We start from the raw sequence: 15614 nt of genomic DNA on the forward strand, positions 1-15614 counted from the left end.
CTCCAAATTGGATTGAATATCTCTCAGACTTTGCCTACAAGAGAATTGAGACATCAATATGGCAATAAACTGATCCCACCGGGAAGCCGCTCTAAATTTCTGTCCAACATGGTGTACTTTAGCAAGTGGTTCAAAATCCTGTCGCACAACAGGTTTAATTAGCTCATGAAATACGGTATTCTGATGGGACAAAACCTGAATCCTGGTCGTTAAAGTGTTTGTTTGCACTCATATTTTAACTGTTAGGACTCAGGTTTTTTTATTTAAAGCAAACTATGGGACAGCAGTGATCTTCAGGATGCTTTTTTTACGCCTGGGATTTCATTTTTTCAGTAGATGGATGAGGAGGCAATTATGAAGAGATTCGACAGAAAAATTACACAGCGTTGACCAAAATTAGCATTTTGACACCTGTGCCCTCCACGATCTTTTCTCAAAGTTTTTCTACATTAAAGTCAAGAAAAATTGAATGTGCTCTTTGGAGTGTAACCATGAAGATCAACAAAATTTTATTGAGTACAGTACTGGCCAGCTCAGCGCTTATGATGGGTACAGCACACGCCGACAACAACACCCGTGTCGCAGTAGGTTCCGCTTTAGGTGGTGTGGTCGGTGCAGCCATTGGCCAGCAAATGGGCGGCTCAACCGGTGCGTTAATTGGTTCTGCCTTGGGTGGTGCCGGTGGTGCAGCAGTCTCTGCCGATAAACGTGACCGCAATGGTGCAGCCATTGGTGCCGCTTTAGGTAGCGCTGGTGGTTATAGTGTCGGTAAAAACATGGCCGGTAGCAATGGTGGTTATATTGGCGCAGCCTTAGGTGGTGGTGCCGGTGCAGTGTTAGGTACCAAAGTCAGCGAAGATCGCCGTTATGATGACCGTTATGATCGTCGCTACGACAGCCGTGGCTACCGTTACAACGACTATCGTTATAATGACCGTTACCGCAGTGATAATGGCCTGCATCTGGGTCATTATAAAAACGGAAAACGCCGTTAATTTCAAAGTTCAGAATCTAAACCTATCACAAGCACCTTCGGGTGCTTGTGTTGTTTTACACGATGAAACCTTATATCGAAAAAAAGCGATATACAAACATCGGGACACAACGTATGCTGTGAGCCATAGATATGTGAATAGAGAACGCCAATGCGCAGTTTAAAAGACACACAATTTTCCATTCTGGAACTGGCACCGGTTCGTGACGATAAAACCATTCAATTTTCCCTGCATCATGCGCTAGAGCTGGCGCAACGGGCAGAAAAACTGGGCTATGCTCGCTTCTGGCTGGCTGAACATCATAATATGGACGGCATTGCCAGCTCGGCCACAGCGGTGCTGCTCGGCTACATTCTGGCCAACACCCAGACTTTAAAAGTCGGCTCTGGCGGGATTATGTTGCCCAATCACGCCCCTTTAGTGGTGGCAGAACAGTTCGGTACACTGGCTACACTCTATCCGGACCGGATTGAGCTGGGTCTTGGTCGTGCGCCCGGCACTGATCAGACCACCATGCGTGCCTTGCGCCGTGGCCGTCAGGAAACTGAAGACCAGTTCCCGCAAGATGTGCTGGAAATTCTGCACTATTTCAAAGAACCTGAACCGCAGCAACGCATTGTAGCGACGCCGGGACAAGGCACCCATGTTCCGGTCTGGTTACTCGGTTCCAGCCTGTTTAGTGCCCAGCTGGCAGCCCGATTGGGTCTGCCCTACTCGTTTGCCTCACACTTTGCGCCGCGGATGCTCGGTCAGGCCATTCAGCTGTATCGGGATAACTTCCAGCCGTCTGAATATCTAGATCGGCCTTATGTATCGATGGGCGTGCCAACGGTCGTGGCGGCCACCGATGAAGAAGCGCAGTTTTTGGCCACCAGTGCCTATCAGCGGGTTTTAGGTTTAATGCGTGGTCAGAGCCTGAAACTGAAAGCGCCAGTCGCCAGCATGGACGGTTTATGGTCACCGGCTGAAAAAATGTCGGTGGATAACTTCTATGCCATGGGTCAAATTGGCTCACCTTCGACTGTTAAAGCCGGCTTAGAACAGTTGTTGAGCCGTTATGAGGTCGATGAGTTTATCTTTACCTGTGATGTCTATGACACTGAAAAACGTCTGCAAAACTTTGACTACCTGATGCAGCTCAAATAAGTTTCATCGAGCTGTAATGGAGCCTGTAAACCGTGTGGATTTACAGGCTTTTTTTATTGTGACGGTGAATCTATTCTCGCCCCATCCTGCACTGATATTTTCGTCACCGTGACCGAAATGACTGGCCAGATAGTTAAAGCGCTTTACCTTCCAGCAAGAGCTGACTAAAAATAGAGTAAAACATCTAAATTGATAAAACCAAGAATGAAAGGATGCCCTCATGGTCGTTAAACAGCAGGATACCGGCAAAAGCGTTTTTGAAAATTGTGCAGCAGACTTTCATGCCTTTCAGGGGCTTTGCATCAGTGCCAAAGACAGCAAACAGCATGACTTCAGTCAACGCAGCGTGGCGATTATTGGTGCCAATCAGGACAGTGTCTCGCAGCTGGACAAAATTGCCCAGGTCGCCAGCCAGGTTAAAGTCTTTCAGATTGAACCGCACTTTGTATTACCAAGTACCGAACGCGGTATCCATCGTTTAATCAGCCATCCACTGGTATTTAAAAACCGCCGGCTGTTTAACAACCGGGTCAAGAATATTCTGGCCTTGCGCTTTTTAGATGCGCAGGTGGTAGATACCTGGCTAAAACGTCAGCTAACCCCGAATATTGCCGATACCCAGCACGCCTATTTTAAATCGGACAGTTATTATGCTGCGCTGCAACGTGATAACTGCCAGTTAATTACCTGGCCCATTGCCCGAATTGCAGAACACAGTATTTATACCATTGATGGCAGTGAATATAAGGTCGATGTGATTATTACGACTCACCGTAATCCGGAAAAGTAAATACAGGTACAAGTAAATTAAAAGAGCGGTAAATTAAGAGAAAAGTGTTATTAATTTTCAAGCCGATGAGAGCAATGGATGAAACAGGATTTTAGACCGTTTTTTTAGTTTTTTAATTTATTTTCAGTCTAATATCCACTGGAATACTGCAGCCTGCAGTATTCCAGTTTTAATAACAATTACTTAACCAATACGACGTTTCAGACCGGTCATTTGCAGGACACGGGTCGAAATTTCTTCAATCGACATTTCAGACACGTTCAGGTATTTAATACCTTCAGAAATATAAATGCCTTCAATGGCGCGTAATTCCATCTGGCACTGGTTAAAGCTGGCATAACGGCTATTGGCTTTACGTTCGGTACGAATTGCCACCAGACGCTCGGCATCAATCATCAACCCGAATAATTTATGTTTATGTGGGCGCAGCACAGCTGGCAAGCGGTTATCGTCCAGATCTTCTTCGGTCAGTGGATAGTTGGCCACACGTATACCAAACTGTAATGACAAATAAATCGAGGTTGGGGTTTTACCAGAACGGGATACGCCAATGAGAATCAGATCAGCTTTGTCATAGTGACGGGTACGTGCGCCATCATCATTGTCCAAAGCAAAATGTACCGCATCAATTCGCGCTTTATACGATTCTGAATCAGTTACAGCATGGGTCTGCCCCACCAGCGTGGTTGGCTGTGTGCCCAGCTCATCGGCCAGTTTGCTGATCAACCCCTCAAATACGTCCAGATTGACGGCATTGGCGGTGTTGATAATATCGCGCACATACGGATCGACCAACGTATCAAATACCAGTGGCGGCTGACCGTCTAATTCAGCACGTCGGTTAATTTCTGACACCACATCGGTGGCTGCTTCTTCCGAGCTGATATAGGGAATAATATGAATGTCAAAATCGACATTCGGAAACTGCGCTAAAAGGGAGTGTCCCAAGGTTTCGGCTGTAATTGCGGTTCCATCGGAAATAAAGAACACACTCCGCTTAATTTGTTTACCTTCGGACATTAAAATTCTCCTTAAACATTTGTCTTAGTGCTATATAATCTTTATAGTAAACTGATCTTACATGACTGTCGCTTAGTTAAATCAAAAAGCTAAGCATATTCAACATAATTTCATGCCAAGATAGTGATTAATACTGCAAAAGTGGAGTAATAACTTTGGAAGCGCGCGTAATTGGTCTAGAAAAATTAGGGAAACACGACGTTGAGCTCGTAGGTGGGAAAAACTCATCTCTGGGCGAAATGATCAGCCATTTGTCTAATGCTGGCGTCTCTGTACCAGGTGGCTTTGCGACAACGGCTCAAGCTTATCGTGAATTTCTCGAGCAAAGTGGCCTAAACGCTAAAATTCAAGCCGAGCTTAAAACGTTAAATGTAGATGACGTCAATGCTCTTGCTGAGACAGGCGCAAAAATCCGTCAATGGATTGTCGACACTCCGCTTACGGCAGAACTTGAAAAAGAAATCCGCGATGCTTTCGCAGAACTTTCTAACGGCAACCCTGACATCGCGGTTGCCGTTCGTTCATCTGCTACCGCAGAAGATTTGCCAGATGCTTCTTTCGCGGGTCAACAGGAAACTTTCCTGAACATCCGTGGCATCGACAACGTCCTGATTGCCATTAAAGAAGTATTTGCCTCTTTGTACAACGACCGCGCAATTTCTTACCGTGTACACCAAAACTTTGACCATGATGTTGTTGCCCTGTCTGCTGGCGTACAACGCATGGTGCGCTCAGAAACAGGTGCCGCAGGTGTAATGTTCACCCTGGATACAGAATCTGGTTTCCGTGATGCAGTCTTTATTACGGCTTCTTACGGTCTGGGTGAAATGGTGGTACAAGGTGCGGTCAACCCGGACGAATTCTATATCTCTAAGCCACTGTTAAGAGCAGGTAAACACGCAGTTTTACGTCGTAACCTTGGTTCTAAACACCAGAAAATGATTTATGGTGAAGAAGGTGCGGCTGGTAAATCTGTGGTTGTGGTTGATGTTGAAAAAGCGGATCGTCAACAGTTCGCCTTAAATGATCACGAACTGCAAGAACTGGCAAAACAGGCGTTAATCATTGAAGAGCACTACGGTGCACCAATGGACATCGAATGGGCCAAAGATGGTGATGACGGTTTAATTTATATTGTTCAGGCGCGTCCAGAAACAGTGAAAAGCCGTCAAAACGTGGGCACCATGGAACGTTACCTGCTGAAACAACGCGGCACTGTATTGTGTGAAGGCCGTTCAATTGGTCAGCGTATCGGTTCTGGTAAAGTCCGCATCGTAACCTCGATTAAAGAAATGGACAAAGTCCAGGACGGTGATGTACTGGTTTCTGACATGACCGACCCGGATTGGGAACCAGTGATGAAACGTGCCGCTGCCATTGTCACGAACCGTGGTGGTCGTACCTGTCACGCCGCGATTATTGCACGTGAGTTAGGTGTTCCTGCAATTGTGGGTTGTGGTAATGCCACTGAAGTCTTGACTGACGGTCAGGAAGTGACTGTATCTTGTGCTGAAGGTGATACTGGCTTCATTTACGAAGGTGCTTTAGATTTTGAAGTACAACGCAACTCAATCGAGTCGATGCCTGCGCTACCGTTCAAGATCATGATGAACGTGGGTAACCCGGACCGTGCGTTTGACTTCGCGCAAATTCCAAACGAAGGCATTGGCCTGGCACGTCTTGAGTTCATCATTAACCGTATGATTGGTGTGCATCCAAAAGCATTACTGAATATTGACAGCTTGCCACGTGAAACACGTGCAGCCGTAATGGCACGTACTGCGGGTTATACTTCTCCAGTTGAATTCTATGTGGAAAAACTGGTAGAAGGTATTTCAACGCTGGCAGCCGCGTTTGCAGACAAGCCAGTCATCGTGCGTATGTCTGACTTCAAATCAAACGAATATGCTAACCTGATTGGCGGTAAATTATACGAGCCGGAAGAAGAAAACCCAATGCTGGGCTTCCGTGGTGCAAGCCGTTATGTATCAGACAACTTCCGTGACTGCTTCGAGCTTGAATGTCGCGCACTGAAAAAAGTCCGTGATGAAATGGGCTTAACCAACGTACAAATCATGATTCCATTTGTACGCACTGTGGCTGAAGCGAAACGTGTGATGGAACTGCTGGCACAAAATGGCCTGAAACGTGGTGAAAATGGTCTGAAAGTGATCATGATGTGTGAATTACCAACCAACGCCCTGTTGGCTGAGCAATTCCTTGAACACTTCGACGGTTTCTCAATCGGTTCAAATGACTTGACTCAATTAACACTTGGTTTAGACCGTGATTCAGGCATTGTTTCTCATCTGTTTGATGAACGTGATGCAGCGGTAAAAGCCCTGCTGTCGATGGCGATTCATGCTTGCCGTAAAGCCGGTAAATATGTCGGCATCTGTGGTCAAGGTCCTTCTGACCACCCTGACCTGGCAAAATGGCTGATGGAACAAGGGATTGAATCTGTATCGCTGAACCCAGACTCAGTATTAGACACCTGGTTCTTCCTTGCTGAAGAAAAAGCTCAACAAGCTTAATAAAACATGTTAAAAAAGACCCATTCATTGGGTCTTTTTTATTTATAGATTTGAGATTTAAACTTTATGCAGATTTACTTGGCACGAAATAATCAACAAGCCGGTCCATATACCCTGGAGCAAGTGAACCAGATGCTTGCCAGCCAGCAAGTGTTACTGACAGATCTTGCATGGCATCAAGGGATGACAGAATGGAAAGCTTTAGGTGAGCTCACCCAAGGTAAACTTGTATATCAACCTGAAGGCTACGAGCCTGCGCCGGCCACACCAGAAGCATCACCGTTTCAGCAGCCACAGAATACCGCCAGCTATAACAATTCAAGCCTGAACCAGCCGCAAGCAAAAGCTGCTCAAACTGAACTGGCCTCTATCGGTACGCGTGCACTGGCGAAAATTATTGACCTGTTGCTGTGGTTACCGGCTGCCGCCATTCCATCTTTCTTTTTAACGCAGGACCAGTTTGGTCAACTGTCTGAACTGCAACAGAAAATGCAGTCAGCCACCAGCTCTGATCAGGCGGTGCAATTACAGTCGGAACTGTTTCGCCTGATTCCTGCCGATGCCTGGCAAATGATGGCCATTTACCTGTTGATTATGCTCGGGATTCAGGCGTTTCTGCTGGCCAAAAGTGGCCAGAGTATTGGTAAACGTTTAACCAAAATCAAGATTGTCGACGCTGAAGACCACAGCAAAGTAGGCCTGACCCGCGTGTTTGCGCTGCGTACCCTGGTTTTCATTATTTTGAATCTGTTATTCATGCCGTTTATTACAATTGCCGATTATATCTTCGCTTTGGGTGAAAAACGTCAGACCCTGCATGACAAACTGGCCAAAACCAAAGTCGTAAAGCAAGAAAAATAAAAGATCAAAAAAAGGGATGAAATTTCATCCCTTTTTTATTCATTACATTGATATACAAATAAAAATATTTCGTAAAAAAGTTAATTCCGAGTGACAAAATCGGTTTTTATTACAGTCCTTTAAAGGCGCTTTTTGAGTAGCTTAGTTTGTCGATATCAGGCATAATGCCCTACAACGTAGCGGTGTATCATGATTGACAAGGATTTTTGCGTCAAAAAAAATACTTATCAATCATGCGACACTATAATCGCTATCCCATAATTAAATTAGGGAATGGGACTCTTCACCGAGGTTGTAAAATGAGACAAACGATTTTAGCTGTATTGTCTTTATCTACGATGGCTGCACTCTTAACCGGGTGCGGTGGTGATATGGTACTTCTAAACTCGCAAGGTCCAGTTGCTGAAGGTCAATCGAACCTGATGATGACTGCGATCTACTTGATGCTATTAGTGGTGATTCCTTCAATCATCATGGCATTATGGTTTGGTTGGAAATATCGCGCATCAAATAAAGATGCAGACTATAAACCAACATGGGCACACTCTACTGCGATTGAAATCGTGGTTTGGGGTATCCCGGTTATTATTATTGGTATTCTAGCTTGGTTAACTTGGTGGGGTTCCCACAAGTATGACCCATACCGTCCAATCGAGTCAGATAAGGCTCCATTAACTGTTCAGGTTATTGCTGAACAATTCAAATGGATCTTCATCTACCCAGAACAGAACATTGCGACTGTTAACGAAATCCGCTTCCCAGAGCAAACGCCGGTAAGCCTTCGCTTAACATCCAACTTTACAATGAACTCGTTCTTTATCCCTGCATTGTCTGGTCAGATTTATGCAATGGCGGGTATGCAGACTCACCTGAACCTATTAGCGAACAGCACCGGTCAATACCGCGGCTTCTCGTCTAACTACTCAGGTTACGGTTTCTCTCAAATGCGCTTCCTTGCTCACTCTGTAACTGAAGCCGATTTTGATCAATGGGTAACTGCGGTTAAAGCCGGACAAGGCACAACGATCAATCCTGAAGCTGTTCAAAAAACAGTTCTAGATCAAGCTGAATTTGCATCTTTACGTGACGGTAACCGTTCACAGAAACAAATTGATGCAATGGTTCGTAACGCGAAAACAGAACTAGAGAAAAAACTTGCTGCAACTGCTGAAGCAGAAGGTCCTTATAAGACTCAGCCACATCCTGTGACTTATTACTCTTCTGTAGAGCAAGGCTTGTTTGAATCTGTGATCAATAAATACATGAGTAACTATCATGGTGCAGACCATTCAGCTCAAGCTGAAACTGCGCTTGAAGCGCCTGCTTCAGAAGCTCATGTAAACGTTGAACATGCGACTGCTTCTGTAGAGGAATAAGACATGTTTGGTAAGTTAGGACTAGATGCAATTCCGTACGATCCAATCGTACAGGCTACAGTTGTAATGATGATCCTGGGCGGTCTCGTTCTTGTTGCGGGTATTACCTACTTCAAGAAATGGGGTTACCTGTGGAATGAATGGTTCACATCTGTAGACCATAAAAAAATTGGTATCATGTATATCATCGTGTCTGTGGTCATGCTACTGCGTGGTTTCGCCGATGCGATCATGATGCGTCTTCAGCAATTCCTTGCACGAGGTGGTGGCGAAGGTTATTTACACCCTGAGCACTACGACCAGATCTTCACCGCGCACGGTGTGATCATGATCTTCTTCGTGGCAATGGGTCTTGTAGTAGGCTTGATGAACATCTCTGTACCTTTACAGATTGGTGCTCGTGACGTTGCCTTCCCATTATTAAACTCTTTAAGCTTCTGGCTGTTCGCTGGTGCTGCGGGTCTGATGATGGTTTCACTTGCACTTGGTGAGTTCGCTGCAACAGGCTGGATGGCTTATCCTCCACTGTCAGGTATTGAATACTCTCCAGGCGTAGGTATGGACTACTACATCTGGGCATTACAGATCTCCGGTTTAGGTACGCTTCTAACGGGTGTTAACTTCTTCGTTACCATCATCAAGATGCGTGCGCCTGGCATGAAGTTAATGGACATGCCGATCTTTACCTGGACATCTTTATGTACAGCGGTACTGATCATTGCTGCGTTCCCTGTGTTAACTGCAACAATTGCAATGTTAACGCTTGACCGTTACTTCGGTTTCCACTTCTTTACAAACGACATGGGTGGTAGCCCAATGTTGTATGTAAACCTGATCTGGACTTGGGGTCACCCTGAAGTTTATATCTTGGTATTACCAGCATTTGGTATTTACTCAGAAGTTGTTGCGACGTTCTCTCGTAAAACGTTGTTCGGCTACAAATCAATGGTGTATGCAACTGTAGCAATTACTGTATTGTCTTTCGTTGTATGGGTTCACCACTTCTTTACCATGGGTGCAGGTGCCAACGTTAACGCGTTCTTCGGTATCATGACCATGATTATTGCGATCCCGACTGGTGTGAAAATCTTCTCTTGGTTATTCACCATGTACAAGGGTCGCATCACCTACACAACTCCAATGCTGTGGACACTTGGCTTCCTGGTGACTTTCGGTATCGGTGGTTTAACAGGTGTATTAATGGCAGTTCCACCAGCGGACTTCCTGGTACACAACTCTTTATTCCTGATCGCTCACTTCCATAACGTAATTATTGGTGGTGTAGTATTCGCGATGTTCGCAGGTATCATTTTCTACTGGCCAAAAATGTTTGGTTGGAGACTGAATGAAACTTGGGGTAAAGCTGCATTCTGGTTCTGGTTCTTAGGTTTCTACTTTGCGTTCATGCCGCTGTATATCCTTGGTTTCATGGGTATGACGCGTCGTCTGAACACATATGACAACCCAGATTGGGACCCATATGTCATGATCGCGATGGTGGGTGCGGTAATGATTGCCATTGGTATTGCATGCTTCTTGATGCAAATCATTGTTGGCTTCTTGCAACGTAACCAGCGTCTTGATCACACTGGCGACCCTTGGGATGGCCGTACCCTTGAATGGGCGACTTCATCTCCTGCTCCGTTCTATAACTTTGCGCATCTTCCAAAGATCAATGGCATTGATACTTTCTGGACTGACAAAGAGAATGGCGTAGCTTACGCGAAACCAGCGAAGTACGAAGACATCCACATGCCAACCAACCGTGCTGCGGGCTTTGTGATTGCTATGTTTATCACAGTAATGGGCTTTGCACTTATCTGGCACATCTGGTGGTTAGTAGTTGTAACGTTTATCGCGTCTATCATTTCGTTCATCGTGAGCTCGTTCACGAAGAAAGTGGACTACTATGTTCCTGCAGCAGAAGTAGAACGCATTGAAAACGAACGTTATGCCTTACTTGAAAAACACTTGAAGAAGGACTAAGACAATGGCTGAGGTACTTCATCACGACAACCACGGACACGATGAGCATCATCATCACGATGATACTGACATCACTGTCTTTGGTTTCTGGACTTACTTGATGAGTGACTTGATCATTTTCGGTACACTCTTCATTGCATTCGCTGTATTAAGCAGCCACGTTCCAGTTGGTACTCCAAGTGCAAAAGATCTTTTTGGCGAGTCTTTAGGTTTCGTTTTAACTGAAACCTTCGCCCTGCTGATCTCTTCAGTAACCTTTGGTTTTGCAGTTCTGGCTGCATACAAAAAAGATGTTGCTAAAGTTTTAACTTGGTTAGGCATCACATGGATCTTCGGTGCGATCTTTATTGGCATGGAACTATATGAGTTCAATCATTTAGTTCACGCTGGTCATGGCCCAAGCGTTAGTGCGTTCTTATCTGCGTTCTTTACTTTAGTTGGTACGCACGGTATTCACGTTACTTCTGGTCTTGTATGGATGATCGTGTTAATGATTCAAATCAAGAAATATGGTTTGACTCTACCTAACATGCGTCGTCTTGCTTGCCTAAGCTTGTTCTGGCACTTCCTTGACATCGTATGGATCTGTGTATTCAGCGTCGTTTACTTGATGGGAGTTCTATAATGGGTCACGATCACAACGCTGCTGGCGCATCACACGGTAACTTCAAGCAGTACTCTGTTGGCTTTATCCTGTCTGTTATTTTAACCGTTATTCCTTTTGGTATGGTTATGGCAGGTGGTTTTAGCCGCAGTCTGCTGGTCACAGTTATTGCGATTACTGCGGTTGCTCAGGTTCTTGTACAGTTAGTTTACTTCCTGCACATGAACTCGTCTTCAGAACAACGCTGGAACGTGATTGCGTTTATTTATACAATCCTCTGTATCGCTATTCTGTTAGTCGGTTCAGTATGGATTATGAACTACCTTCACTACAACATGATGATCTAAACTGGTTGTCATGCTGAAAAAGTATTTATTCCTGACTAAGCCAGGAATTCTCTTCGGTAACTTCGTTACCACTTTGGGTGGCTACTTTGTAGCCACTCAAGGTTCTGTAGATTTCCTTCTCCTGCTTCTTACCCTTCTGGGCACTACCCTGGTAGTGGCATCTGGATGTGTGGTTAATAACGTAATTGACCAAGACATCGACCAAAAAATGCAACGTACACAAAATCGTGCGATGGTAAAAAAAACCATTTCAGTTCCGGTTGCTTTAGCGTTTGCTTTAGTACTGGGTGTACTGGGTTTTAGCATTTTATGGTTTGGGGTAAATGCGTACGCTTTCCTTTTTGCCGTGATTGGTTTTGTAGTTTATGTCGGCTTTTATAGCTTATGGACCAAACGCACCACCATTCACCAGACCATTATTGGTAGTATTTCGGGCGCAAGCCCACCGGTTATTGGTTATACTGCGGTTGCAAACCAGTTTGACCTGGCTGCCCTGCTTATTTTTCTGGGCTATGCACTGTGGCAAATGCCGCATTCCTGGGCGATTGCCATTTACCGCTTCGATGACTACAAAAATGCAGGTATTCCAATTTTACCTGTGGCGCGTTCTGTGTATCGCACCAAAGTAGAGTCGCTAATTTATGTGATTCTGTTTACAGTGGTCATGAATGCCTTATTTGTATTTGGATATGCCAACTGGTTATATCTGCTGATTTTAAATGCCCTGTGTATTTACTGGCTGTACATTGCCATCCTCGGCTTTAAAGCAGAAAATGATCAGCTGTGGGCAAAACGCTTTTTCCTGTTCTCTGTAATTTTAATTACCGTGATCAGTTTAAGCTTCAGCATTACTGCGCAAGCTCCTGCAAATTCAATCATCCTCTTTTAAAAGATAGAGCCCTCTCTATCTTTTAAGATGGGACTCCCCTTCTAATTCCAGTTTTCTTTTCTTCGATCTCTTTTTTCTGATTTATAGATACTTACTTTCTATGGGTAAGTTTATTTCTAAAATTTCCCATCTCACTCTTTTGTTGAAATAAGTGATCAAGCTCTTTGTTCAATGGCTTGTATTTCGTTAGCAAAAGCACTAAAATTCACGCTTCGCAATTTTGCGACACAACCCTGGTTGTGACTCCTTGCTTCTGGCTATTTGGTCAGGGGCTGCATAAACCGTAAGGAGCTGACAATGCGTCACTACGAAATCGTACTTTTGGTACACCCAGACCAAAGCGATCAAGTTGTGGGTATGGTAGAACGTTACCTGACTCACATCAAAGAAGCTGAAGGTCAAATTCACCGTTTAGAAGATTGGGGCCGTCGTCAATTGGCTTACCCAATTAACAAAATTCACAAAGCGCACTACATTTTAATGAACGTTGAATGTGGTCAAACGACTCTTGATGAACTTGAAGAATTGTTCCGTTATAACGACGCGATCCTTCGTAGCTTAATCATCCGTCGTGAAAACGCTATCACTGAAGAGTCTTTACTGGCTAAGAGTGCTGAAGAAAAACGTGCGCGTAAAGCTCAACGTGAAGAAGCACAACAAGTTAACCAAGACTCTGCTGAAGCATAAGGAGAACATCAATGGCACGTTTTTACCGTCGTCGCAAGTTCTGCCGCTTTACAGCTGAGAACGTTACGTACATCGACTACAAAGATATCGATACTTTAAAACAGTACATCACTGAAAACGGCAAGATCGTTCCTAGCCGTATTACAGGTACTAAAGCTCGTTACCAACGTCAATTAGCGCTTGCGATCAAACAAGCTCGCTACTTAGCGTTGATCCCTTACACTGACAATCATAAGTGAGGTTGAGCTGTGGATATTATCTTATTACAACGCATTAAAAACCTTGGTAAATTAGGCGATAAAGTATCAGTTAAAGCTGGTTACGGCCGTAACTTCCTTATCCCTCAAGGTAAAGCAGTTGCTGCGACTGAAGCAAACACTGCTGCTTTTGAAGCTCGTCGTGCTGAACTTGAGAAGCAAGAAGCTGAAGTATTGGCTGCTGCTCAAGCACGTGCTGACCAACTGAACGAAGTAAATATCGTAATCACTGCGAAAGCGGGTGACGAAGGTAAATTATTCGGTTCAATCGGTACTCGTGACATCGCTGACGCGTTAACGAACGCTGGTTTAGAAGTAGACCGTTCAGAAGTTCGTTTACCAAACGGTGCGCTTCGTCACACTGGTGAATTCAACATCGCAATCCAATTGCACCATGATGTTGTTGCTGAAGTTCTCGTTACTATCGTATCTGAGTAATTTCTCGCAAGAAAAAAGGGCATGCCTTGGCATGCTCTTTTTTTATTTCTGTAAAAATCTCCTCACCTTTTTGTAAGCTATCCGTTCTTAAAATCTGCTCGCTTTTTTTGCCAGAGCGCGTATGATTTGTGGTTACACCGTTTATTGAATTCATGCTATAAGACCACCGGTTTTATTTGGTATTCATCGTATTAAAATCAGGGAATTATATGTCACAGGCGCTGGCCAACACCAAACCAACTCCAGTCAAAACAGAGAGTTCCAGCAACGATTCCGGTGCACTCAAAGAGTTTCGCACCCCGCCGCATAACCTGGCCATTGAGCAGGCCGTTCTGGCTGCCCTCATGACCGTGGCTGAATCATTGGAACAGGTCGGAGATGTATTACAGGAATCCGATTTCTACGCCACGCGACACAAATATATTTACCGTGCCATTGATACCCTGGCCAAAGAAAATTCCCCTTATGATGCCGTTCTGGTCAATGACTGGCTGATCAAGCACAATCTGCTTGATGCCATTGGTGGTGAAGAATATCTCATGCAGCTGATGGCCGATTCACCATCGAGTTTCTATAACCTGGAAACTTATGCGGCTAAAATTAAAGAGTTTTCGACCTTAAGAAACATGATTAAAGTCAGCTCGGAAATTCTACAAAATGCCTATGACACCAAAGGCCGCACTGTCAGTGAAATTCTAGACCTCGCTGAAACCAATATTTTCCAGATTGCCGAGCAGCACAATAACAACAAGAAAAATGCCGGTCCGAAAGCCATTAATACCGTCGTGGCCGATGTATTCGACAAGTTAAATGAACTGTCGCAAATGGATGGCAACATTACCGGTCTGACCACCGGCTTTGTCGAGCTGGACAATAAAACTTCGGGGATGCAAGCTGGCGACCTGATTATTGTTGCGGCCCGTCCGTCAATGGGTAAAACCACCTTTGCCATGAACCTGGTTGAAAGTGTACTGTTCAATAACGACCTGCCGGCGCTGGTTTACTCCATGGAAATGCCAGCCGATTCAATTGCCATGCGTCTGATTTCCTCGTATGGCAAAGTGCATCAGGGGAATTTACGTTCCGGCAAACTCAGCGGCGATGAATGGTCCAAAGTCACCGGCACCATTTTACAGCTACAAGAAAAGCATTTATATATTGATGACTCATCAGCACTGCCTCCAACCGAAGTACGTTCGCGTGCACGCCGAATTGCCAAACAGCACGGCGGCAAACTCGGCTGTATCATGGTCGACTATTTGCAGCTGATGAAAGTACCGGGCATGGGCGATAACCGTGTCGGCGAGATTTCAGAAATTTCGCGTAGCTTGAAAGCCTTAGCCAAAGAAATGCAGTGTCCGGTCATTGCCCTCTCCCAGCTCAACCGCTCGCTGGAAAACCGTCCCAACAAACGCCCAGTAATGTCCGACCTTCGTGAATCGGGTGCGATTGAGCAGGATGCCGACTTGATCATGTTCATTTACCGTGATGAGGTCTATAACAAGGAATCTAAAGAAGCCGGTACTGCCGAAATTATTATTGGTAAACAGCGTAACGGCCCGATTGGCACCGTGCGTCTGGCGTTTGAAGGCCAATACACCCGCTTTAGTAACCTTTCCCCTGAGTTTTATGCTCAGTACGATGATGATGAATAATTCAGCCATCATTGCCTTTCCATGACCCT

16 protein-coding genes are annotated in these 15614 nt (G+C 45.0%); 14 read left to right on the forward strand and 2 right to left on the reverse strand.

Annotated features, from left to right (window positions below; translation table 11 throughout):
• Positions 1-192 (reverse strand): DUF4372 domain-containing protein (locus tag FTU69_RS10385; protein ID WP_180103847.1); only part of this gene is annotated, 192 nt, incomplete at its 3' end.
• 299 nt (positions 193-491) lie between these two features.
• On the opposite strand from FTU69_RS10385, the gene FTU69_RS10390 reads away from it, so the two are divergent.
• The 3 genes from FTU69_RS10390 to FTU69_RS10400 all read left to right on the forward strand — a co-directional run bounded on the left by FTU69_RS10390 (position 492) and on the right by FTU69_RS10400 (position 2931).
• Positions 492-995: a glycine zipper domain-containing protein gene (locus FTU69_RS10390; RefSeq protein ID WP_005178715.1), complete on the forward strand. Its 504-nt coding sequence runs from the start codon at positions 492-494 to the stop codon at positions 993-995.
• 150 nt (positions 996-1145) lie between these two features.
• Entirely contained in the window at positions 1146-2141 is a 996-nt protein-coding gene (locus FTU69_RS10395) for an LLM class flavin-dependent oxidoreductase (protein WP_005178716.1), read from the forward strand.
• Positions 2142-2361: 220 nt separating this feature from the next.
• Complete coding sequence (locus FTU69_RS10400; RefSeq protein ID WP_005178717.1) at positions 2362-2931, forward strand: hypothetical protein; 570 nt, start codon at positions 2362-2364, stop codon at positions 2929-2931.
• 183 nt (positions 2932-3114) lie between these two features.
• On the opposite strand, the gene FTU69_RS10405 is transcribed toward FTU69_RS10400, so the two are convergent.
• Positions 3115-3951 (reverse strand): pyruvate, water dikinase regulatory protein, encoded by an 837-nt coding sequence (locus FTU69_RS10405; RefSeq protein WP_005178719.1) that lies wholly within the window; start codon positions 3949-3951, stop codon positions 3115-3117.
• A 155-nt stretch (positions 3952-4106) separates the two neighbouring features.
• Here FTU69_RS10405 and ppsA point away from each other — a divergent pair, with 155 nt between their 5' ends.
• The 11 genes from ppsA (at position 4107) to dnaB (ending at position 15585) form a co-directional block, all read left to right on the forward strand.
• Positions 4107-6485, forward strand: a complete 2379-nt coding sequence (ppsA, locus tag FTU69_RS10410; protein WP_005178721.1) for a phosphoenolpyruvate synthase — start codon at positions 4107-4109, stop codon at positions 6483-6485.
• 66 nt (positions 6486-6551) lie between these two features.
• Entirely contained in the window at positions 6552-7346 is a 795-nt protein-coding gene (locus tag FTU69_RS10415; protein ID WP_016659095.1) for an RDD family protein, read from the forward strand.
• A 299-nt stretch (positions 7347-7645) separates the two neighbouring features.
• Positions 7646-8722, forward strand: a complete 1077-nt coding sequence (gene cyoA / locus FTU69_RS10420) for a ubiquinol oxidase subunit II (RefSeq protein ID WP_005178724.1) — start codon at positions 7646-7648, stop codon at positions 8720-8722.
• A 3-nt stretch (positions 8723-8725) separates the two neighbouring features.
• Positions 8726-10708, forward strand: a complete 1983-nt coding sequence (gene cyoB, locus FTU69_RS10425) for a cytochrome o ubiquinol oxidase subunit I (protein WP_005178725.1) — start codon at positions 8726-8728, stop codon at positions 10706-10708.
• Positions 10709-10712: 4 nt separating this feature from the next.
• Positions 10713-11333: a cytochrome o ubiquinol oxidase subunit III gene (cyoC, locus tag FTU69_RS10430; protein WP_005178726.1), complete on the forward strand. Its 621-nt coding sequence runs from the start codon at positions 10713-10715 to the stop codon at positions 11331-11333.
• A complete protein-coding gene (locus FTU69_RS10435; RefSeq protein ID WP_171301768.1) occupies positions 11330-11659 on the forward strand; it encodes a cytochrome o ubiquinol oxidase subunit IV in 330 nt (109 codons plus the stop codon). Before cyoC ends, FTU69_RS10435 begins: the two co-directional genes overlap by 4 nt.
• A gap of 10 nt (positions 11660-11669) precedes the next feature.
• Positions 11670-12548, forward strand: coding sequence for a heme o synthase (gene cyoE / locus FTU69_RS10440; RefSeq protein WP_005178733.1), 879 nt, complete (start codon positions 11670-11672; stop codon positions 12546-12548).
• A gap of 297 nt (positions 12549-12845) precedes the next feature.
• On the forward strand, positions 12846-13235 hold the full coding sequence (gene rpsF, locus FTU69_RS10445; protein WP_005178734.1) for a 30S ribosomal protein S6: 390 nt from the start codon (positions 12846-12848) through the stop codon (positions 13233-13235).
• Positions 13236-13246: 11 nt separating this feature from the next.
• Positions 13247-13474, forward strand: coding sequence for a 30S ribosomal protein S18 (gene rpsR, locus FTU69_RS10450; RefSeq protein WP_004719336.1), 228 nt, complete (start codon positions 13247-13249; stop codon positions 13472-13474).
• 9 nt (positions 13475-13483) lie between these two features.
• A complete protein-coding gene (rplI, locus tag FTU69_RS10455) occupies positions 13484-13930 on the forward strand; it encodes a 50S ribosomal protein L9 (RefSeq protein ID WP_005178742.1) in 447 nt (148 codons plus the stop codon).
• 209 nt (positions 13931-14139) lie between these two features.
• The gene (dnaB, locus tag FTU69_RS10460; protein ID WP_005178744.1) at positions 14140-15585 is read left to right on the forward strand and encodes a replicative DNA helicase; all 1446 of its coding nucleotides are present in this window, start codon (positions 14140-14142) and stop codon (positions 15583-15585) included.
• Positions 15586-15614: the final 29 nt, after the last annotated feature.

The organism is Acinetobacter sp. YH12134, from assembly GCF_013418555.1.
Lineage (GTDB): Bacteria > Pseudomonadota > Gammaproteobacteria > Pseudomonadales > Moraxellaceae > Acinetobacter > Acinetobacter indicus.